Source organism: Wolbachia endosymbiont of Onchocerca ochengi, assembly GCF_000306885.1.
Taxonomy (GTDB): domain Bacteria; phylum Pseudomonadota; class Alphaproteobacteria; order Rickettsiales; family Anaplasmataceae; genus Wolbachia.
On the sequence record NC_018267.1, the window covers coordinates 628,420 to 651,640 of the forward strand.

Annotated in this window: 18 protein-coding genes, 1 tRNA gene and 1 pseudogene; 9 read left to right on the top strand and 11 right to left on the bottom strand. The window is 32.1% G+C overall.

Annotated features, from left to right (window positions below; all coding sequences use genetic code 11):
* Positions 1-4 precede the first annotated feature (4 nt).
* The 7 genes from clpB to rpsD all read right to left on the bottom strand — a co-directional run bounded on the left by clpB (position 5) and on the right by rpsD (position 6,176).
* Complete coding sequence (gene clpB / locus WOO_RS02320) at positions 5-2,566, bottom strand: ATP-dependent chaperone ClpB (RefSeq protein WP_014869075.1); 2,562 nt, start codon at positions 2,564-2,566, stop codon at positions 5-7.
* Between the two features lie 202 nt (positions 2,567-2,768).
* Positions 2,769-3,641, bottom strand: coding sequence for a lipoyl synthase (gene lipA, locus WOO_RS02325; protein ID WP_014869076.1), 873 nt, complete (start codon positions 3,639-3,641; stop codon positions 2,769-2,771).
* On the bottom strand, positions 3,634-3,948 hold the full coding sequence (gene rpmB, locus WOO_RS02330) for a 50S ribosomal protein L28 (RefSeq protein WP_025264050.1): 315 nt from the start codon (positions 3,946-3,948) through the stop codon (positions 3,634-3,636). The genes lipA and rpmB overlap by 8 nt, the downstream gene beginning before the upstream one ends.
* Positions 3,949-3,985: 37 nt before the next feature.
* Positions 3,986-4,327, bottom strand: a complete 342-nt coding sequence (locus WOO_RS02335; RefSeq protein WP_044135419.1) for a DciA family protein — start codon at positions 4,325-4,327, stop codon at positions 3,986-3,988.
* A 909-nt stretch (positions 4,328-5,236) separates the two neighbouring features.
* Positions 5,237-5,437 (bottom strand): Fe-S cluster assembly protein IscX, encoded by a 201-nt coding sequence (gene iscX, locus WOO_RS02340; RefSeq protein ID WP_014869079.1) that lies wholly within the window; start codon positions 5,435-5,437, stop codon positions 5,237-5,239.
* A 28-nt stretch (positions 5,438-5,465) separates the two neighbouring features.
* Positions 5,466-5,552, bottom strand: a tRNA-Leu gene (locus WOO_RS02345).
* 9 nt (positions 5,553-5,561) lie between these two features.
* Positions 5,562-6,176, bottom strand: a complete 615-nt coding sequence (gene rpsD, locus WOO_RS02350) for a 30S ribosomal protein S4 (protein ID WP_014869080.1) — start codon at positions 6,174-6,176, stop codon at positions 5,562-5,564.
* Between the two features lie 117 nt (positions 6,177-6,293).
* Between rpsD and tkt the strand changes: the two genes are divergently transcribed.
* Complete coding sequence (tkt, locus tag WOO_RS02355) at positions 6,294-8,318, top strand: transketolase (protein WP_014869081.1); 2,025 nt, start codon at positions 6,294-6,296, stop codon at positions 8,316-8,318.
* A gap of 457 nt (positions 8,319-8,775) precedes the next feature.
* Here the strand turns inward: tkt and prmC are convergent, their stop codons facing one another.
* Positions 8,776-9,612 carry a peptide chain release factor N(5)-glutamine methyltransferase gene (prmC, locus tag WOO_RS02360; protein ID WP_014869082.1) on the bottom strand — a complete coding sequence of 279 codons (837 nt, stop codon included), beginning with the start codon at positions 9,610-9,612 and terminating at the stop codon, positions 8,776-8,778.
* Positions 9,613-11,404: 1,792 nt separating this feature from the next.
* Here prmC and WOO_RS02365 point away from each other — a divergent pair.
* From WOO_RS02365 to WOO_RS02395, 8 genes and pseudogenes are all read left to right on the top strand, one after another.
* The gene (locus WOO_RS02365; RefSeq protein ID WP_014869083.1) at positions 11,405-13,387 is read left to right on the top strand and encodes a heme lyase CcmF/NrfE family subunit; all 1,983 of its coding nucleotides are present in this window, start codon (positions 11,405-11,407) and stop codon (positions 13,385-13,387) included.
* A 366-nt stretch (positions 13,388-13,753) separates the two neighbouring features.
* Positions 13,754-13,879, top strand: coding sequence for a hypothetical protein (locus WOO_RS04270; RefSeq protein ID WP_255325494.1), 126 nt, complete (start codon positions 13,754-13,756; stop codon positions 13,877-13,879).
* Between the two features lie 795 nt (positions 13,880-14,674).
* Positions 14,675-15,556, top strand: a complete 882-nt coding sequence (gene secF / locus WOO_RS02370; protein WP_014869084.1) for a protein translocase subunit SecF — start codon at positions 14,675-14,677, stop codon at positions 15,554-15,556.
* A gap of 456 nt (positions 15,557-16,012) precedes the next feature.
* Entirely contained in the window at positions 16,013-17,731 is a 1,719-nt protein-coding gene (yidC, locus tag WOO_RS02375) for a membrane protein insertase YidC (RefSeq protein ID WP_014869085.1), read from the top strand.
* A pseudogene (locus tag WOO_RS02380) lies at positions 17,709-18,139 on the top strand (6,7-dimethyl-8-ribityllumazine synthase). The gene yidC and the pseudogene WOO_RS02380 overlap by 23 nt, the downstream one beginning before the upstream one ends.
* Positions 18,139-18,621, top strand: coding sequence for a transcription antitermination factor NusB (gene nusB, locus WOO_RS02385; protein ID WP_014869086.1), 483 nt, complete (start codon positions 18,139-18,141; stop codon positions 18,619-18,621). The pseudogene WOO_RS02380 and the gene nusB overlap by 1 nt, the downstream one beginning before the upstream one ends.
* Positions 18,622-18,735: 114 nt before the next feature.
* Positions 18,736-18,999 (top strand): translation initiation factor IF-1, encoded by a 264-nt coding sequence (gene infA, locus WOO_RS02390; protein ID WP_014869087.1) that lies wholly within the window; start codon positions 18,736-18,738, stop codon positions 18,997-18,999.
* Positions 18,977-19,573 carry a Maf family nucleotide pyrophosphatase gene (locus tag WOO_RS02395; RefSeq protein WP_014869088.1) on the top strand — a complete coding sequence of 199 codons (597 nt, stop codon included), beginning with the start codon at positions 18,977-18,979 and terminating at the stop codon, positions 19,571-19,573. The genes infA and WOO_RS02395 overlap by 23 nt, the downstream gene beginning before the upstream one ends.
* A gap of 65 nt (positions 19,574-19,638) precedes the next feature.
* On the opposite strand, the gene WOO_RS04275 is transcribed toward WOO_RS02395, so the two are convergent.
* The 3 genes from WOO_RS04275 to WOO_RS02405 all read right to left on the bottom strand — a co-directional run bounded on the left by WOO_RS04275 (position 19,639) and on the right by WOO_RS02405 (position 23,127).
* Positions 19,639-19,764 carry a hypothetical protein gene (locus WOO_RS04275; protein WP_255325495.1) on the bottom strand — a complete coding sequence of 42 codons (126 nt, stop codon included), beginning with the start codon at positions 19,762-19,764 and terminating at the stop codon, positions 19,639-19,641.
* A gap of 942 nt (positions 19,765-20,706) precedes the next feature.
* Positions 20,707-22,038 carry an alanine:cation symporter family protein gene (locus tag WOO_RS02400; protein ID WP_014869089.1) on the bottom strand — a complete coding sequence of 444 codons (1,332 nt, stop codon included), beginning with the start codon at positions 22,036-22,038 and terminating at the stop codon, positions 20,707-20,709.
* 219 nt (positions 22,039-22,257) lie between these two features.
* Positions 22,258-23,127, bottom strand: coding sequence for a P44/Msp2 family outer membrane protein (locus WOO_RS02405; RefSeq protein WP_014869090.1), 870 nt, complete (start codon positions 23,125-23,127; stop codon positions 22,258-22,260).
* Positions 23,128-23,221 lie beyond the last annotated feature (94 nt).

The window sequence follows — 23,221 nt, forward strand, 5'->3', positions numbered from 1 at the left end:
CACTTTAAACCTTTTTAATTAAGATTTCATTATTAAGAGCGTACACTATTAGCTCACTACCTTCTGTTACTTCTTCCGATAAAACTAGCTTGGCTAGATTATTTTGAATACATTCCTGTATTACTCTTTTTAGAGGTCTTGCTCCATATTCAGGGTCATAGCCAGTTTGTGCTATTAGTTCTTTAGCCTCCTGTGACAAACTTATACTTAGTTTAAGCTTAGCAAGCGTTTTTTGTAAATGAGAAAATTGAACATCTATTATTTGATAAATGTCGTCCTTGGTTAAACTATGGAATATAATAATTTCATCCAGTCTGTTTAAAAATTCTGGACGAAATGCTGACTTAACTATTTGCATTACTTCACTTTTTATAGAGTCAGCAACTCCCTTTAGCATTATCTCAGCGCCAAGGTTAGAAGTTAAAATTAGTATAGTATTGCGAAAATCAATCAATTTGCCATGGCTATCGGTTAGCCTACCTTCATCTAAAACCTGTAACAATAGGTTAAATATGTCAGGATTTGCCTTCTCTATTTCATCAAATAGAATTACTTGATATGGTCTCCTTCTTACTGCTTCGGTCAATCTTCCGCCTTGTTCATAGCCAACGTATCCTGGAGGTGCACCAATTAGCTTCGAGATGGAGTGTTTTTCCATATACTCAGACATATCAAAGCGCAGGGGTGTTCCTTGGTTGTCAAATAAGAACTCAGCAAGAACTTTCGCTAGTTCAGTTTTTCCAACTCCGGTTGGGCCCAAAAATAAAAATGAACCAAAGGGACGATTAGTATCCTGTACGCCAGAGCGAGAGCGCCTAACCGCATTACTTATTGCTTCTATTGCATCTTTTTGTCCTACCACCCTTTTCCCTATTTCATTTTCCATGCTAAGAAGCTTTTCTTTTTCACTGTGCATCATACTATCAACTGGAATACCTGTCCATTTCGAAACAATATTTGCAATGTCGTTCTCAGCAACTTCTTTTTTTAGGAAACTATCAGTAACTTTCTCCTGATCTTTCAACTCATTTTCAAGCTGAGGAATTATACCATACATCAACTCCCCTGCTCTCCCTAAATTTCCACTGCGCTGAGCCAATTCTAACTCTTTTCTAGCGCTATCTAATTTTCCAGCTGTCTCTTGTATTCTAGCTATTTTACTCTTCTCCATCTGCCATTTGCTGTTCAAATCAGCAAATTTACTGTTTAGGTTTTCAATTTCTTCATTTATCTTCTTTAAACGCTGCTTAGAGTTTTCATCGTGTTCTCTTTTTAGAGCTTCTGACTCAATTTTCAACTGTATTATTTTCCTCTCAAGTTCGTCAATTACTTCAGGCTTGCTATCCATTTCAATTCTTACTCTGCTTGCTGCTTCATCAATTAAGTCGATCGCCTTATCAGGTAAAAACCTGTCTGTTATATATCTATTGGACAACGTTGCAGCAGCAATTATTGCACCATCTGTGATTCTTATACCATGATGCACTTCATACTTTTCTTTTAAACCTCTGAGTATTGAAATAGTATTAGCTTCAGTTGGTTGAGAGATAAACACAGGCTGAAAACGTCTTGCAAGTGCAGGATCTTTCTCTATATGCTCACGATACTCATCTAATGTTGTAGCTCCTATACAGTGAATTTCTCCACGTGCAAGAGCAGGCTTCAGTAAATTTGAAGCATCCATTGCACCACTTGTTGCTCCTGCTCCGGCTAAAGTATGAAGCTCATCTATAAACAAAATAACTTTCTCATCCGTTTTCAAAAGCTCATTAATAACTGCTTTTAGTCTTTCTTCAAACTCTCCTCTAAACTTTGTTCCAGCAATTAATGCGCCAAGATCTAATGCTAAGACCTTTGCATCGCGTAAACCAAGTGGCACATCGTTTGTAACAATTCTGTTTGCTAATCCCTCAACTATCGCAGTTTTCCCAACACCAGGCTCACCTATTAGCACTGGATTATTCTTTGTTCGCCTAAGCGATACCTGTATAGTTCTTCTAATTTCATCATCACGACCAATTACAGGATCAAGCTTGCCTTGCATAGCAAGCTCTGTAACATCCTTTGTATATTTCTTTGCTACAGTCAACTTTCCCCTTATTCTTGGCGCGCCCGTACTGTTATCTCTCCTTGTTTCTGTAATAACTGAGTTCAATTTCTGCTGTGTAACACCGTTTTCTGTTAGAATTTTACCCACAGTATCACTCCTCTGTGCAGCTAAACTCTGCAGTAATTGCTCAACAGTAACAAATGTATCTTTATTCCTCCTAGCAATACTTACTGAATCCTCAAAAACTCTTGCCATTTCTCTTGAAAGTTGAAGGCCACTGCTTCCTGGACCTTCAACTACTGGAAACTTTTTTAGTGCACTATTTGTAGCATCAGAAATACTTTGTACATCCCCACCACAAGCTACTATTAAATCCTGAACTAAATCTGATTCATCTTCAAGCATTGCTTTTAGTAGATGCTCAGGCATAAAAACTTGATGTCCAGCTCCCAACGCTTTCATTTGAGCACTTTGGATTAAGCTCTTTGCTTTTTCGGTAAATTTATTCAAATCCATAATATAAGTTTAGCTAACATTTACTAATATATATAGTAACTCCTTCCTTAATTTTAAACTGAAAACAGCTAACTAGGTAAAAATTTATCCTAATGTACACAACTTAAACTTTATACGTATAATACTACTACTAAACTCCTGGAAATCACATAAAACCCAAGATTAATATTATATGTTGTGGCTAAAGCTCGTCAAGTATTTTCTATGTTGGAAAATAATAAGCTTTGAGCTTACTAAAACTTTCTTCAGCATGATATGATGACCTGGTTAATGGACTTGATGCAACCATTAGAAATCCTTTAGAATAAGCAATATATTTATAATGCTCAAATTCTTCTGGGGTAATATATCTATCAACTTTTGCATGTTTTGGAGTTGGCTGCAGGTATTGACCTATTGTTATAAAATCAACTTCAGCATTTCGTAAATCATCCATGACCTGAAGTACCTCTTCTTTTGTTTCTCCAAGACCAACCATGAGCCCTGATTTTGTGAAAAGTTTAGGATTAGTCTGCTTTACCATTTTCAACAAATACAATGAATGAAAATAACGTGCCCTTGGCCTTATCTTTGCATATAACCTTGGCACTGTTTCAATATTGTGGTTATAGACATCAGGTGATGCAACAGCAATTGCTTCAAATGCACCTTTTTTATTTAAAAAATCGGGAGTTAAAATTTCTATTGTTGTTTCTGGAGTAATCTTTCTAATTTCTTCTATACACTTTACGAATTGACTTACGCCACCATCTAATAAATCATCACGGTCAACGGAGGTAATGACAACATATTTCAAGTTTAATTTTTTTATTGCCCTTGCTAAATTTTCTGGTTCGTGAGGGTCTAATTTATCAGGGGTACCAGTTGCAACGTTACAAAACGCACAAGCACGAGTGCAAACAGAACCAAGAATCATCATAGCAGCGTGATGTTTGTTCCAGCATTCACCAATGTTTGGGCAAGCGGCTTTCTCGCACACTGTATGTAAGTTATACTGTTTAACAGTGTTTAAGGTTTCATTAAATATTTTACTAGCTGGAGCTTTTGTCCTGAGCCATGGAGGCTTACTATGCATCTGAAGTGGCTAATTTTACCTCTTGCCTTGCTAAAACTTTTTTTAACCTTCTTTTTATTTTCTGTGCTTTCTCACTTAGCTTAATTGTTTTTGTGTTGAGCAAAAAAGCATCAAGGCCGCCTTTATAATCTATAGTCCTTAAAGTTCTCGCCGCCACACGAAACTTAAATTTCTTATTTAAGATGTTGCTCATCAACGTAACACTATGCAAATTTAAGAGAAAGGTGCGTTTTGTTTTACGGTTTGAATGTGATACCTTATTACCAAAAGACTTCCTTCTGTTTGTTAGTTCGCAAACTCTACTCACTTTGATATACCAAGTTATTCTATGTGCCAAGATTATCTTATATGTTGAAATAATCAACACTTTCCTGCTTAATTTTTATACTATATACTACTTTGTAGCCAAAGAATATTGTGATTCTCTCTATTATAAGAGAGATCATATGTTGAATTTCCAGTGCCTTACTACCATTTGCTACTGTGAGATGTAACACACCTGTATTTATATTTTGTGCATAGGAAATCTTTCTTGGCTTTGTACACTCTGCTATTTCTGCTCCAACTATGTTCCTCCAGTTTAAAATAAGACATATTTCATTTTTGCTCATCCTGCCCTTCATGCATTTTAATGTATAACTTTCTACTATAGATCTTAATTTCCTTGGACCACTTTGTCTAAGCATCTTTTTATTACAAACTAAATTCCTTCCTATAGTTACAATATAGTAGTAATGAATATTATTCACAAGCCTCAGTGATCGCGTCAATAATAAAACTAGTCCATCACGGTAAGTTTAATAGAATCAACCTCGTTGAATAAACTACTACCTTAGAATCAAGTGTGATAGGATGACTTATTTAAGGTAGATCACGTACAATATATTTAAGCTTTTCTATTAAATCACCTTCATCATTTACTAACTTTATTTAAATTGTTTGTGTAGAACTGAAAAAATTGTTATAAAATAACCAGTAAGTAAATTAGTTATCAATAATATTAAAAAGGTATTCCTTAATCCAAAGATTATATAAATATAGTAGTAAAATATTTTGTACTATAAAATAGCTTTTTATTATCCTTTCGTCTTACAATAGGTTAAAAATCTTGCATTATAGTGGTGTGCTGGAATGCAGCTTTACTCCTTGTCTTCATACCGTAAAAGATAATATTTTATGAAAAGTCTATGCTGATACAGAATCTGTCAGGCATATTACAATCATTCCATTTACTAAACTTGTTATGCTATGCTGCCACTCTCATTTCATAATTGATTAACTTTTCTGCTTCTAATTAGAATTAGTTTAATCATTACTACCGGAGTGAATTTTTTCCTCTCGTTGTTATTCAACACTTTATACTAAAATCCAGGAATTTTACTTATAAGTAAGCACACTGAGCTGCTGCTAAATATAAAAGCAGCTTTTTATACTATACTAAGAGAAATTTTTTTGACAAGCTTGCACAGCAAACTGACTACTAGTGTTAGCTACTTGCACGATATCCTGCTGGTAGGTTCAAATCACAATGTTTGTATAGCTATGGATTATATGTTAAAATGGTAAACAAGATCATTTAATAGTAGCTGCCATTTCTATTTGTAAGATCTCTCCTCAATCCAAGCTGCTTGAATAGCTTCAAGTATTTTTTCATTGCAGCGTTTTTCATCATCATCAAACTTTTCTAAACCTAAGACTTTTTTCTTAAGCTCAGTAAATCTGATATTAATTATGTCCTCGTTTGGAAATTTTTTTTCTAAAGCTTCTACGATGCTTTCTATATTGAGCCATTTCATATTTCTTGTATCTTTTCATAAACTAAACTGGTGCCCATGGGGAGACTTGAACTCCCAAGGCCGCAAAACCCACGGATTTTAAGTCCGCTGCGTCTACCAATTCCGCCACACAGGCCCTTTTATTTTACCTAGAGTAAAATTCTACTACTAAATTAACTTCCATATCTGCTGAGTAAGGAACTTCAGAATACTGAGGTACTCTTAAATACTTTACTGAATGCTCTTTACTATTTATTTCTAAATAACCTGGAGCTTTGCGTTCTTGTTTTTCTATGGTCTCTATTACTACAGGGATTTTTACTGCGCTTTCTCTTATTTTCACTATATCACCAGGTTTTACTCGATAACTTGATATGTTAACCACTCTATCATTAACTGTAACATGCTTATGAGATATAAGTTGCTTTGCTGAGTAAATTGTTGGCACAAGACCAGAATGATATAAAACAGCACTTAACCTTGATTCTAAGATGCCAATAAAATTATCAGCTGTATAACCTTTTCTGTTATAAGCATCTAAAAATATACGCCTGAGTTGTTTACTTGAAATTGCATAATAAAACTTAAATTTCTTATGTGCAGCAAACTGCTTACCAAAATCAGATAACCTTTTGAACCCAAGAATACCATGTTGTCCTGGGGGATATTTCCTTTTGTTTACTTGGTCTTTTACCCTACCCCATAAATTCATGCCAAGCCTACGGCTGATTCTATACTTTCTACTAACAACAGTTGTCATATCAAAATCTTAACAATATAACTCTAGATTATTAAAGATTTTAGTATTAAGTGTCAACTTGTTTTTGCTAATATAGTATATTACACTTTACTTTTAAGTTCTCTTATCTATCGACATATGAATTATCTACTTTTGAAATCTATGGCAAATGCCATCCGCTTTTTGTCAATTGATGCAGTACAGAAAGCGAACTCTGGGCACTTAGGTATGCCACTTGGCATGGCAGATATTGCAACTATCTTATTTACCAAATACTTCAATCACAACTCTGATGATTCTAAATGGTTCAATAGAGACCGTTTTGTTTTATCAAATGGTCATGGTTCAATGTTACTATATTCCATATTATACCTGACAGGTTATATTAGTATAGATGAGTTAAAAAATTTTAGGCAATTCAGATCTAAAACTCCAGGTCATCCAGAATTTTGTCTAACTCCTGGGGTGGACGCAACAACAGGTCCACTAGGGCAAGGGTTCGCTATTTCAGTAGGTATGGCACTTGCTGAATTGATTCTTGAAAAGCAGTTTGGAATTAATCACTACACTTATGTAGTGTTAGGAGATGGCTGTCTCATGGAAGGAATAAGTCACGAAGCAGCATCACTTGCTGGGCATCTTAAATTGAATAAGTTGATAGCCTTTTTTGATGATAATGATATCACCATAGATGGTGCTACTAGCATCTCTTGTTCTGATGATGTAGAAAAGCGTTTTTTAGCATATGGATGGAACGTTAATAAAATTGATGGGCATGATTTCGACTCTATATCGCTCGCAATTGAGCAAGCACAAAGGTCTAATAAACCTACATTAATTTGTTGCAAAACTATCATTGGGAAATTTTCAAGCTGTGCTGGCACAGCTTCCGCTCACAGTGGTGCTTTTACAGAGAAAGATGTAAAGCAAATAAGAGAAAAATTAAATTGGAACTATGAACCGTTTTATGTTCCAGAAGATATAAAAAATGCTTGGATGAAGGCAGTTAAGAGAGCAAAGCAAAACTATAATTCAGTGTTATTTAAGCGTATGGATAGTGAAGAAAAAAAAGAATGGATTCCAGTATATGATACTGGAACGACAAGATATCATGCAGAACTTCAAAGACGGCTAGATAAACGTTTACCAGATAATATTAACAGTGATTTAGCAAACTTAAAGAAACAAATACATGAAAGAATGCCAAGTGAAGCTACACGATTTTCTTTCGGCAAGGTAATGGAATTTTTAACTAATTCTATGCCAGAATTAATTGGCGGGTCCGCTGATCTTACCGGGTCAAATTGTACTAAGTATGGGCATATGAAGATAATAGATAGAGATAATCGCAATGGTTCTTATCTTCATTATGGAGTAAGAGAGCATGCTATGGCAGCCTGTATGAATGGCATGGCTCTTCATGGTGGTATTATTCCTTATGGAGGCACTTTTTTGGTATTTTCTGACTATTATCGTCCCGCTATACGCCTTTCAGCTTTGATGAAACAGCAGATTATATATATAACAACTCACGATTCAATTGGAGTAGGAGAAGATGGTCCAACTCATCAACCGATAGAGCATTTATCCTCTTTTCGAGCTATACCGAATCTGTATCTTTTTAGGCCGGCTGATGCACTTGAGACTCTAGAATGCGTTAGTATTGCATTGGAAAAAAAAGAATCACCTACGTTGTTTGCACTTTCAAGGCAAAGTGTGAATTATACACGCAAATTCCACTTTGACATTGATCAATCCGCTAACTTATCAAAGCTTGGTGCATATATTTTATGTGAATACTTAGAAAAATTACAAGTAACGATATTTGCTACTGGATCTGAAGTTGAAATTGCAGTTGAAGCAAGGGAAAAATTACAGGGGAAAGGGATAGGTACAAGAGTTGTTTCTATGCCATGCTGGAGACTTTTTGATGAGCAAAGTGATGAATATAAAAAGACAATATTAGGTAATGACAGCATTAAAGTTGCAATTGAAGCTGGAAGTGAAGTTGGTTGGCACAAATATATAGGTTCAAACGGTATATTTGTTGGCATGGAGAGCTTTGGAGAATCGGCGTCTTATAAAGTACTTTACAAATATTTTAACATTAATGCTGATTATGTAGTAAAATGTGTGTGTGAGAAACTGGTTTATGTTGAGTAAGCTTATGTAACTATATGAAACCCTATTCTTTTTTACTGTGTTAGTATGTGATGTACAACTGTATAAATATTATGATTTGAGAATAGGAGAGCAGAACTGCCTAACAAATTTCACTAGCCTCTTTGGTATAGAGTATCGAAGATGCTCATTTATCTTTATTCTGTGCAGATTAAATAGCAGAAAAATTTAGCATATTTGGTGCACCATATGCACCGTATATCTTTAAAAGCTTCTGTGTCTTTTGCTTATACAAGTTGAAATGTGCTTATGAAATGTTCAAGACGTCAAAAAAATCTATATTATTAAGATAAGCAGTGAGTAATTAGCTATTTGGAATTTCTTTTGCCTTTCTTCTTTGCTTGTAAATTTTTTAAGATAGTTTAAGGGCAATATAGTATTACAAAAAGCACCAATATGTTAAAATGTACACTCTTTTTCCAAGTTATATAAGAAAAGTCTATTGCTTAATAATAATGCATCTTTTTGTTCCCGTTAAATCATACACATATTCTTGCAAAAATAATCCATATGAAGGAATTATTTTATCAATGTCACTTTGATCTTCACCTACTTCTAATATCACAAACCCATTTTTCTTAAGGCATTTTCTCAATATTGGAAAAATACTTAAGTAACAGTTTAAGCCATCAATACCACCATCAAGGGCTATTCTCGGTTCTTTTTGTACTTCGGCTTGCAGATCTTTCAACTTATTTCTTTTGATATATGGAGGATTACTAATTATAAGATCAAATAAGCCTCTGCACTCTGTCCATGAACTTGGAAGTATTTTAGCTCTGTCAAGTAAATTATGTCTTTTTACATTCCGGCAAGCAACTCTATATGCTTTTAAACTCTTCTCAAAACCAACACCAACGGCATATTCATATTCACTAAGTAAGGATATTAGTAAGCAACCTGTACCTGTGCCAAAATCTGCAATTTTTAATCTCTGCTTTTTGTTTGGATAGCATTTTAACACTGCTAAAATTATTGTCTCACTGTCTGGTCTTGGATCCAAAACATGCTGATTGACTATAAAATTTTTACTCCAGAATTCACGTTTACCTATTATTTGTGATATTGGATACCTTTTCGCTCTTTTTTTTGTTAATTTCCAAAATAACTTTTCCTTCTCCATCGGTACTTGATCGGTACGGTTCATAATTATGTATGATCTCTCTACTTCAAGAACATGCTGCATTATGATCTCACAATCCAAACATGGTGATTCAACTTTATGTGACGATAACAGTTTTGATCCTTCTTGAATTAAAGTGCTGATCGTTTTCATTGTTCTAAAAGTTTGACCTTTTTAATTGTATGCGAACGTTATGATTTAAGTCCGATAGGGAAAACATTACATTTTTTGCTTATCATCTTCAGGTAACTAATACTAGGACCTAATTTTCATTACATAATTCTATTAAAAACAGTACACCAATTTGCAATTAAGTTTTCTAGATCTCAAATGCCAGTGCCACTTGAATGACAGCTTGTAGATATACATAAGTGCAAAGCCTAAGTTAGAGTAACTGTACTAAATTTTAGTGTCAAATAAATTATAGCCTGATCTACTTCAGTTTCACCGTCAGTTTGTGAAGTTTTTCTTAGTTCTGTTAAAGGATTCTCTATTTTTCTCAGCTGAGAGTGCCTAAATTGTTATGTATGTTTTGTTTGGTAAAGCTGAATCAAAATTTTTATTAACCTATCTTGCTCCGTATATTACTTACTAATTTCTTAAATCCTTCTACATTGCATAACTGCTTAATTTCGTGTAGCATACTTTCGAATATTTTTTTATTTAAGATAAGTTTTGACGAATTTTTCTGATATCCAGCAATCTTTTACTGATATATAAGTTTAATTATTTTTTAGTATGCGCTATCCCTAAATGAATATTCACTTTTTTCTTATGCAAGAACTCTGAAAGCTTTTACAATTAAGGGCTGCCTAACCATATTTTTTATGTCATTTAATTATACTAGCATTAACTTACCTATTTTCCTCAAGTTTTTCTTCCGTTATTCTTTTTTTCGATTGCATTCTTGGATTTATCTTATCACATAAATTTCCATATTTTTTATATAAGGTACTATTGGTTGCAATACTTCTTTTTCTCTATACCTTTGTCGTAAAAACTCTTTAACTCATTACTTTGATAGTACTGCTGTAACGTTGTCTCTTTTACCATGTAATTTAGAATACGTTTCGTTGAACGAATTATCATGGTTTAATAGGAAGTCTTTAATTGGTTCTTTTCTTTTTACCTAAAACGATTTCTCTAATATTCTAATACATTTCAACATTATTACAAAAAGTTGAGCTCAACTAACTTAAATAGATAAAGAGGCTATCCTTAACTTCTATAAAAATTTCTAATTGTTTTTACTATTGATTGTCTATTATCAGTAAGTCTTTTTAGTTTTACTCTCTTCATTTTAATCTTTTCTTGAGTTTCTTTCACATTTTTTGAAAACTTTCTGGTTTGCTTTTTTGCTACTGAGAGTTTATGAAAGGCTTTTTTATGTTAACCTTTTTGAAAACACCAATAGCTTCTTTAATCGTTTTTTCTCTATTTATTGCCTTGGTTCTTATTCAGCACTAGATTATTAGGTACTTAACTTCCGTGAAAACATTACCATAAACACTTCTAGTAACATTATAAATAATATATTTTACAACTTACTTAGTTACATATAATTTATTTTCTTTGCAAGCCAATCAGCAAATAGTCGCTAAATCTCTTTATTAATAATTTACTTTTCTTATATTTGAAATCTTCTTACTTTTAAAATCCCAAAACAGTATAGAGATTTTTTTAAATCAATTACTGACTTGTTATTACTGTTCTATTTTATTATTTTTACTAATATAAAGATTTGCTAATCTTGATTGTACCTATGATATTACTTCAACACCAATCCTAAAGAATAAAAGTGTAAAACTTAATATTTAATTTTTACTTACTGTTACCGTGATTGATACAGTAAAGTATGGAAGCATCATGCTAGTTTTATTTTTATATTAAAACTTTAACTTTCAACTTATTATTAGTAATATCATTGTATAAATATCTATAACTTATGTCTGAGCTTGGAAACATATTGCTACTAGCAGCTTGCTTATTATCATTAATATATTTATTTTTACCGCTTAGTTCTTACCGATTTATTACTATTGCTGTATTTTTCTGTGTATCAGCGTCAATGGCTATTTTGATTTACTGCCACATTACAAACGATTTCTCACTTGAAAATGTATATTACCACTCTCATACAACAAAGCCTTTGATCTATAAAATCTGTGGTGTTTGGGGGAATAAGGAAGGGTCAATGCTGCTTTGGACCTTAGTGCTTACCTTTTACCTGTTTCTGATGGGTACTTTCATTGATAATAGCAGTGAATTGAAGAGGGTGTCCTTAATTACTCAAAGCTTGATTTGCTTCTGTTTTTTGTTGTTTACTTTACTTGAATCTAATCCTTTTGTTAAAATGACAAGTATTGAAACGGATGGCCTTGGTTTTAATCCGATATTGCAGGATATCGGTCTTGCAATCCATCCACCGATATTATATTTGGGATATCTTGGGTTTAGTGTTCCCTTCTCGCTTTCTATAGCTGGGTTAATTGTAGACACTAAAGGAAACCTTTGGGCTAGGATTATCAGGCCTTGGGTACTTGTCTCTTGGTCATTGCTTACTTTTGGCATTAGCTTTGGCAGTTGGTGGGCATATCGTGAGCTTGGTTGGGGCGGGTTTTGGTTTTGGGACCCAGTAGAAAATGTTTCCTTGATGCCGTGGTTAATTGCAGTAGCACTGATACATTTGCTACTTGTAGTACAAAATTTTAATGTTTTAAGGAATTTTGCTACTTTGCTTGCACTTACAACTTTTACACTGAGTGTGGCTGGAACATTTTTAGTTCGCTCAGGAATACTTGCTTCAGTGCACACGTTTACAGATGATCCAAGGTATGGATTATATATATTAGCTTTACTTAGTGTAATTGTAATTAGCAGCTTAGTAATATTTGTAGTGTGTGCGAGAAAAAAACATATATCTTTGTTGTCATTACAGTATTTAACACTGAAATCTAGAGAGAAAGAAAATATAAAACCTGGTGGTCAAGTTGATCAGATACCAGGGAGTAGAAGATTCTTTTCACGATTTACAATGATGTTAATAAACAATTTGTTGTTTATTACAGCATTTTTTATTGTTTTTGTTGGTACCTTATACCCTGTAATGCTCGAATATTTGACTGGTGAACTTATTTCAGTTGGAGCACCATATTACAATTCCTTATTTAACCCTATTGTGCTAGTCGTTCTAGTGCTCATTATGGTAGGACAATATTGTCGTTGGCAAGGAAATAGTTTATCATCAATACTCCGTGAATATAAATTCACATTTTGTAGTGCTGCAGCTATTTTACCATTTATTTTTCATATGAAGTTAATGATCGTATTATCAATTACCATTTCTATAGCATTATTAGTCTTTATTTTGGAAGCATATAGTAAAAGAATCCGTTTATTTAAGATGGCACTGGGAGAATCAATTTTATTAGCAAAGAGAGTTTCCGGGTCTTACTATGCTATGATGCTCGCTCATGCTGGAGTAGCAATTCTAGTACTTGGTATAACCTGTTCAGTTGGTTGGCAAGAGAAAAAAGAGAACTACTTAAAAATAGGGGATAGCATAACAGTCAATAAATTTGAGGTCACTTTACGAAATATCGAATTAATAAGAGAGAAAAATTTCCAAGCAGTAAGAGGCACAATGGATATTAGGAATCTATTGAGTAACAGGGTGCTAGGTGAAGTAACTCCTGAATACAGATTTTATCTTGTGGAAGGTCAGAGGAATGCTGAAAGTAGCATTTATCACAATTTATTTTTTGATATTTACGTTATAATCGGCAAAATCAATAAGAATAAGAACAAGATTGCTACTAAAGTATATTACAAACCTGGAATGTCTACAATTTGGCTTGGATCTTTTCTCATTGCTTTTGGCTCGTTTTTCGCTGCTGTTTCTTCTTATAAACGAGCAAAGGTTATCTAGCAACAGGTTGTAGCTAGTACTACTGTATCTTGGAAAAGGTTATATTAAATTTAATTGAGAAATATAGGTATTTTATAAAAGCTTGCAATAGAAATTTTATACAGCTGATACCATAGAGATAGCTGTATTATGAATGTATAAAAAGTTATAGAAATTAATATATTATGGTAAAGCCTTATGGCAGGATATAGTTTATTTATATAAAAAATAGTATTAGCAATATCAATGATGGTAATGATAAGAAACGTACTGATTCTATAAATTAGAAAATATAGCAAAAGATAAAACATTGGAGGCTAATGCGGAAATATATTCAGAAAAATTTGATAAACAAAATTAGAGTACCGAAACAGCAAGTACTAAAATATGACAAGGGTAGAAGACGTTTATCTATACGCTTTCCATATTAGAGTAAAAGTGTTTTATTCAATTGATATTGAAGATCTGCTTCTTGGACTAAAAATTCTAAGAGAAAACAGCTATTTTAATTAAAAGTAAGTACAAAGGAAGCATAATCTCATAGAAAAGTACACAAAGCAATTCTTGAACTAATCAAATTTATCTAAGCTGAAGAGAAAAGTAATGCAGAAGCAGCGAGAATAAAAATAACAGAGATCTTACTTAAAGCAGGATTTTCTGCTAATATTATTTATCAAGCAACTGACTTATTAGCCGATGAATAGGTAATTAAAGAGAAAAAAGTGTATGTAAGATCTTATGTATAAACTATAGGACAAAAGATAAGGGATAAGAAGTATGTTCAGGCAAATTTAGCAAGCAAGGCCAGAGTGTTATAACAGCAAATATCAAGATATAAAAAAGTTACCAATCTTTTGCGAATTGCAAATTAGATGCTATAGCAAAGAAACTATTAACGATAGTTGAAGTTATAATATTTAATGTAAAAGAAAATCGTTAAAAGTTGGAGATCGTAAAACAGAAAAAGAGCTATTAAGTTTAATAGAGCATGCGAGAGTGCAAAAAATTAGTAACCAAGACTCACAAAATGAATTAGATGTGTTGATATAGTTTTTTTATTCAAAAGAATGTAGATTCACAAAGAAAAGGTTAACAAAGTAAAAATTAAATTATTAGTGACTTACTCATATTAGGTATTTCTGTTGATATTATATTCTAAGTAACTATAGCTTATTAATTGATGAAATTATGTGATCTAAAAATTATGTTACTTAACTGTAAAAAAAGTAAAGCTTAGTATAGTTTAATCACAAGATAAACTAGTAAATCTTTTGAAAAATATATAAAGTTAGAGTTTAAGTAAAGAGTATGGCAGTCAGACTCGTTTCAGGTAACTTCGATATCGAATTTAGCAAATACAGAAAGTTAACTATACTAATTAGTATTATTCTGGTTATTTTTTCAATATTTACTGTCATGTTACGTGGAGTGAATTTAGGCATAGATTTTACAGGAGGAATTTTGATAGAGATAAAGTCTTTAAATGAAGATCATGTTATTCTTAATGTATTAAAAGAAAACAGTTTTATGGTGCAGAGTTCAAAAGCAGGTGATAATTTAGTTATGCGCTTTAAAAAAGAAGGAAGTGAAGATAAAATCAAGAAGATAAAAAGTATACTAGAAGAAAAGCTAGGTAGTTCGATAAGCTATCGTAAAGTAGACTATGTTGGTCCACAAATAGGCTCATCACAGGTGTTTGAAGGAATATTATCAATGTTAGTTGCAATTGTTGGAATATTTTTTTACGTCTGGCTTAGATTTAACTGGCAATGTGGGTTTGGTGGAATAATAGCACTTGTTCATGACATAATTTTAACTGTTGGTTTTATTAGCCTGACTGGCATTGAGTTTAATACTTCATCAATCGCAGCTCTTCTTACTATAATTGGTTATTCAATCAATAATTCAGTAATTATGTATGATCGAATTCGAGAATATCAAAAAAATGGTGAAGAGAGGAATATAAGTAAAATAGTAGATGCAAGTATTAACGCTACATTATTTCGTACTGTTTTAACCTCAGGTACAACTTTACTTGCTGCTCTTCCTTTGATGTTGATTTGTACAGGTATAGTCAGAGACTTCAGCTTGATCATCTTCTTTGGCATTTTAATTGGCACTTGCTCTGCAATATTTATTTCTGCTCCTATATTAACCTGCAGAGTTTTAATAAGGAGATTCACAATATAATATGCATAATATTAGCTTATTCTCTCTTACAGAGAAACAAAAATACCTCAAAATCCTATTTTCATTTAAGATACTTAAACCATTCTAGCTCTTACTTGACCTTTTACAGCTTCATGCATTTTTAAATTTTGAATATTTTGTAAGTTAAGGTAAGCATAAGTGTATTTTTTTAGATAGAACAATTTATTTTGAATCTTTTCTTTATATGGTGAAAAAGTACTGAGAAATCTATTTTTTAATCTACTCCTTTATAAATATAAGCATTCTAGTGATAACTATTATTAGTAGTTAAATAAATGGGTTTTTTACTGTGTTTATATTGTTAAAATGTGAAGCTATTATAATAGATAGTAATAAAAGATTAGTGTTAAAAGTTATTATTAAAAATAGGCAAACTTTATTGTTTCAGTACAATATTTAATATACACTTTAAGGAAGTATATTTAGCTCAAATTTATGTCAGAAGCAAGAAATCTAATTTTGGCAGCTATCCTTTCTGTATCAATTATAGTATCGTGGTGTGTTATTTACGATAATTTTCTTAATGTAGATCAAAATAACCAATCAATTGAAAATATTGAACATATAGAATCTTTTAATGATCTTGCTTCTATGATACACCAAAATCGTTCCGAAATTATTAATTCTACTCAAGGACAAAGGATTAACCTAACCAATAATATGGTTAAAGGGTCGGTTTCCTTAAAAGGTGTCAGGTTTGATGACTTAATCTTAACCAATTACTACTTAGAACTAAATTCTCCTTCTTCACAGGTGGTATTGCTGTCACCTGCAGAATCAAAAGATGTATATTTTGCAGAATTTGGTTGGCTCGATCCAAGTGGCAAAATTAAAATTCCAGATTCTAAAACAATTTGGCAAACTGATAAAGCTGAACTAACTAATCGGAAAATAGTTAATTTGTTTTGGGATAATAAAAATGGCATCGTATTCAGAACAAAAGTTAGCCTTGATGACAGCTACATGTTTAAGATTGAGCAAATTGTTGAAAATAATACAAAGGACAATGTAATCTTAGTTCCTTATGGTAAAATTAATCGTAAACGTGATAATATTAACGAATCTTATTGGATATCGCATGAAGGAGTACTAGGTACGTTTGATAATAAGCTAGAGGAATGGACATATAAGGATATTGCCAAGAAACGTTTAATAAAAACAAGTACAAGTGAAAAAAGTTGGTTTGGTTTTGCTGATAAATATTGGCTTACAGCCATTATACCTGAGAAACCTGACAAAATAAACGTTAGTATCAAACATATAAATGTTAATAACATTGATAAATTTCAAGTAGATTTTGTCAAGCCTTACAAGAGCATATTTCCTGGTACAAGTGTTTCTAATGTAAATTATTTTTTTGCTGGAGCAAAAAAATTGAATCTATTAGATTATTATAAAAGTGCTCTCAATATACCTTTGTTTGACAAAGCTGTAGATTTTGGTGTCCTTTACTTCGTAACCAAGCCAGTATTTTTACTGCTTGAATATTTTAACTTAATCTTAAAAAATTTTGGCTTAGCAATATTGGTGCTAACCTTAGTAATAAAACTTTTGATGCTTCCTTTGTCTAACAGGTCATATGTTTCAATGTTTAAAATAAGAAGTCTGCAGCCTGAAGTGAATCGCATAAAAGAATTATATAAAAACGATAGTTTAAAGCAGCATAAAGAGGTAGTTGCACTGTTCAAAAAAAACAACGTTAACCCAATGTCAAGCATTCTTCCTATAATAGTACAAATACCAGTATTTTTTGCTCTGTACAAAGTATTATTTGTTACCATAGAGATGAGGCATGCTCCTTTTTATTTATGGATCAAGGACCTTTCAGCTCCTGATCCGACAAACATCTTCACACTATTCGGATTGTTTAATTACAATTTTCCTGTTTCTATAGGAATTTTACCAGTAATTTTAGGCATTACTATGGTAGTTCAGCAAAAAATCAGTGAAAAAGATCAGAATAATAAAGATGACATTCAAGTAAATATCGTGAGGTTTTTACCTTATATCTCCATCTTTATTTTTTCTTCTTTTCCTACAGGCTTAGTAATATATTGGATATTTAGCAACATTATAACTTTAATTCAACAATCTTTAATGAAATTCTTCTTAACGAGAAAAGTGGGTGTAAATATTGAAAATACTAATAGTTAATTCAGTTTATTATGATAAAATAGCAGATTTTTTGCTTAAAGGTACGACTGATAAGTTGAAAGATGGTAATACTAGTTATGACCTAGTTAAGGTTCTTGGTGTATTTGAAATGCTGGCTGCAATTCTTTTTGCGGTCAAAAATAGGCATATTAATATGAAGGTTATTTAGTTTTTGGATACGTAATTTGTGGTGAAACTGATTATTATCAATACCTTTGTAAAGGAGAAATCGGAGGATGAAATGGAGTTATTATTATGTATTATGCAGTACCTTTTGGCATGGGCATAATTACTGTTGATAGCAAAGATAAAGCTTTAGTAAGAACTGGTAAAAACAAAAAGAATATAGGTGATTATGCAACCTTGACTGTTTTGTATATGATAGATTTATACAAAAAGTTAAGCTAATGGAGGAAAGGCTTGTAGAAAGAAAGTGGTGTATGAAGAGAAGTACAGCGAGATTTTTTACTATACAAATTGCTTACTCAAATATTTTTATAGACTACGACAAAAGTACCTTTAAGCTAGAAAACTGTGAGCTTAGGAGCTATGTAAATAAGTTAGTAGATATATTTGAATGTCAAGAGTTTGATTATCAATTTTTAGAAGAGCTATCATATAAAGTTATAAGAAACAGTGAAGAGTATGATAAAATAATAGAACTTTATTTACACCCAAGCTGGTCTATTGCGCGGTTGAATCTCATAAGCTTATCTATTTTGCGTGTTGCAATATGTGAGTTAACTAATTGTGATACGCCGGCTCCAGTTGTTATTAATGAATATACTAATATCGCATCTGATTTGCTTAATAAATCAAGCGAAATTGGTTTCATTAATGGATTATTAGATAAAGCGAAAGATGCAGTTAAGCTAAATAAGTGTTCTTAATAATTCTCTTAACGGTATTAGCATGGAAGAATAAAAGAAGTTAGTGAAAAAGGTCTTTTATCTTCTTTAAGATCTATGGTAGACTGACAAAGATTATTAACTATAGTATAATAAATGATAAAAGACGAAAAGTCGAAAACAATTTTTGAGGTAGAAGGAATAGTGACTGTCTTATTACCTGCGGCAGAATTTAGAGTAAAGTTAGATAATGAACATGAAATCATCTGTCATGTGTCAGGAAGAGTAAGAAGAAGCAAAATACGCATTGTTATCGGAGATAGGGTGCTAGTTGAAATGAGTATTTACGATAGGAATGCAAAGAAAGGTCGGATAATTAGAAGGCTTAAAGGTATAAGTGAAAGAACTATCTCTAAATAGTCTTATTCTTGCCTCATCATCAGAAGGGCGAATAGCTTTACTAAAACAAATAAATATTAAACCAGGCTTAATTTTGTCAGCAGATATAGACAAAACTCCTTCGAAGAAAGAACTTCCAAGAGATTATTCAATCCGCATGGCAAAAAGTAAAGCTGAAAAGATACAAAGTTTAAATCCAAGTTATTTTGTGCTTGGTGTTGATACGGTTGTTGCCTGTGGCAGGAGAATATTGCTCAAAGCCGAAAACGTTGAACAAGCAGAAAAATACATTCGTTTATTGTCGGGAAGAAGACACAGAGTATATACCAGTGTGTGTTTATTAACCCCTAATCGATTTAAACAGCATATTAGAACTGTAGTTACAATAGTGAAATTTAAACGTCTCAGTGTACAAGAAATTAAATTTTATTTAGCATCAGAAGAGTGGAAAAATAAAGTAGGAGGGTGCAATATACAAGGCCTTGCTGAAATGTTCGTATTGTTTTTACGTGGCTCATACTCTTCTGTTATAGGGCTACCATTACATGAAACTTATTGTTTACTAAGTAATTATTTTAACCTCAACTTATATTGATACACTTTTATCTTTTTCTTGTTGCTGCTTGAGACGTTTAATCCAAGGCAATCTGGTTTACAATTCTATGCATAATCACTACTATCAGCATTTTCTACTATACGTTTTACCACTGTGATTTTTATATCTTTTCCACGTTCTCCTGATAATTTGCCTTTCTTTTGAAGACTTAACCTTTCTTTCTTCCTCAAGCTTGTTAGTTAAATGTTCATGGTCTACTTGAGATTATACATGATTGATTATTGTGGATTGGAAATGAATAGCTTGGATTTACTTTGTCAGCATTTCTTCTTTTTTCCTTCTATTTTTTAAATGCTTTACTTATTTTTTGAAGATTCTTCTCTTTTTTCTCAAATTCTTTATTTCTTTTATAAGAACTTTTCTATAATTGAGCTTTATTATTTTGCCTAATATCTACATTTTCCTCGGTAGTAACGAAGATATCGATTCTACTACTATCGCTATAGAAGGCACACTATGTGCGTGCGCTTTTCTACACCTAAATCATTTCTACTGTTTGGTGTTGAAGCAGAAATATCAATAGTTGATCTGCCGTTTTTTATATTTGTTAAACTGTCATTTTGTCGCTTTTTTTGATTGATACTTTCCTATTACTAACATCAACATGCCGTAAATCATTTTTTATTAAAATTTTTAATATTTTGCCATAAACCTTTCCTTTCTCCTAATTTCCGGAGCTCAGGTGTTAAATTTTTTTGCTTATTTCTTTATTCACCTCTGAGTGAACTAGTTCTTAGGTAGCTATGGTAGAGGAGTTTCTTTTTTCTGAGAGTTTTTTCCGTCACTTAAATCATTTTCACTAATAGACTGTAATCTAGTGGTCTGAAAACCTAAACCTTCAGTCTCGAGCAGCTTGAACAATACTAACACAGTTATTATTTATATTATTTCTATAAAAGCTTTAGATGATTGTCTACTGTCTTGTTTTATTTCATTTTGCTTTTCTTCATCTTTCTTGAATTGATTTTATGTAAGAATAAACCACCTATTTTTAGATCTCTGTTTACCTTTGACTGCTACCTTTTAGTTCTTAGCTAGTATAATTATTACGGTAATTAGTTAAGTTTTTATAAAAGGATTGTGCTGCTTAGGTGGTGACTGCTGCATTTTAGTTATGCTTGTAATTTTAAATATCTGTTACTCATAGTAAATACTTCTGGGTTTCTAGAAGTTAGTTTGAGTATAGTAAGTATGTTAATAAACAATAAAGCAGCAATCGAAATATCAGCAATATCCCAAAGTAATTGAACTCTATTTATTGCACCAACCGGAATAATCACAGTAAAAATTACAATCCAGATTTTAATATATTTATCATTCATAGATACGTAGCGTATTGTTTGTTTTGAACAAAAAAACCAAGTAAAAATAGTAGTAAAAGCGAAACAAAACATTATGACCATGATTAAATAATCAATATAAGGCCAACTCATAGCTCTTTTAAAAGCAAATATACACATATTAGTACTCTCTAAATCAGTGACCCAAGAATCTGTAACAAGTAGTACCATTGCTGTAACAAACACTATAAATGCAACTATAAAAGGTGATATTATTGTAATCAGACTCTGTTCAATGATAAATTTATTGCTATTTTTTTTAGGAACAATTGAAGAATGTACAGTACCTTCAAGGCCAAGTCCTATATCTGTTGCAAAAATACCACGTAAAGTTCCTACTCGAATAATGGTTAACACTTCCAAAATTAAGCCTAGAGATAAACCAGAGTTGAAACTACTAGTTGTAAGGAAACTGCTTGTTATTAGTTTCAAAGAAGGGAGAATATTTTTGCTAAACTTAAATAATATAATACCACAAAGTGTGAGATAACTTACCGTCATTATCGGTATCATAGCCGATATAAAAATTTTGATTTTTTTTAAATTAAAAGCTGCAACAGCAAAAAATATTATAGCTATTATGACCCCACCAACAACCATAGGAACATCTATTATGCTAAGCGGTATTGATAGAGAATTTACTTGAACAAGGTTACCAACAGTTATGGAAGTCATTATCATAATGGCTAGGAACATAGCTGTAGCTTTCTTAGAGTTAAATGCATCAGCCACACAAGATATAGGACCACCTATAAACTTTCCATTTTTTTTCTTTCTGGTCTTCATACTCAGATAACAAGTAACATATTTTATTACAGAAGTGATGACAATAATTATTGTCATCCATAAAATGGAGCCAGGTCCACCGGTTTTTAGAGCAACGGCAGTTCCTGAAATATTTCCTACTCCTAAATTTCCCCCTAAAGTTGTAAATAGGGCAGCTATAGAAGAAAACTTATTTTCTCTTCTTTTGATTCCAATGAGTGAAAGCGCGTATGGTAATCTAAATATTTGTAACCATTTTAGTCTAACCGATAAGTAAATACTGGTAATTAATATCAGTAATATTGTCAGCATTAATAAAACAAATTTTATTGTATCCATCTACAGGCTGAAAATAAGTGTTTTGAGTTGAGTATACAAACAAAAGTTAAAAACACCTAAAGCTATTTCTGTAAGAGTTCATGCAATTAACAAGCTTGTTTCTATCATCTTATGGCTTCTTTAGTATAAGCTAGACAACCCAGCGTGCTAGGGTGACGAGGAAGGAACGTTAGAATGATATCAATGGAGGTGCCTATTGTTTTTTTAAGGATTTAGGCTTTAATTAGCAAAATGAAAAATAAGACCAGCCTCTATACCATGTGTAGTCAATAATCCACTACCTGTACTTATATCTTCTTGTTTTTCAACTCCTATTAATGAAGCTTCTTTAACATTATCATCAAGTGTCGATTTTACTCCTGAGGTACCTGGCTTTACTTCTCCTAATAAATCTACTTTTAGCTTGTAGCCTTTGCCAAAGGTACCAAAATGTCTATATCCAACACGCATATTTACATCTTTGCTTATACGATAATCAAGACCAGCTTTTAATTGATATGCAGGTCCTATTAATGTTTTCCCGAACATCTTCATTCTTGTTAAACCGGTTCCAGCTCCAATATAAGGGGAAAAGGAGAAACTGTTACTTTTTAAGTGATAGCAAGTATTTACCATTACAGATACATTTTCAATTTGGTCACTATCAGCTTTAGCAGCATACATATAAGTTTTTCTGTTTGCACCTTCTCCAATTCCTTTGAAGTATAATATACTCGTCCAGCTACCTTTTTGGCTAAAATTGCCTGCCTTTACAGAAGAATATATTCCTTCTAATTCAGTTCTATAGCTACTGTTACCTAATTTCCCTTCATAACCGAATGCTATACCTCCAGCAAAGGGTGGATTGTAGTCTTTTTTATACTCACTTAGTTTTTTATCTTTAATCTTATTGGAAATATACATCTTGTTTATAGTTATGTGTTTTCTAGGGTTATTCTCTATTTTTTTCACTTTCAGTAAACCTATGTTATTAAAAAATTGACCGTGGTATCTACTACTAAAGTAAAACCCTTCTGTTTTACTTGCAAAAGACTGTTGCGGTAACAATAAAGCAAATACTGTAACCGCTAATGTTTTTTTGTTACTCATTATTATTTCTCTATTTAAAATAGTTAATTTAATACTAATTAATTAAAAATGGCTTAATGTAGAAAACTTAATATAACTTATTTTTTGAGTCAGA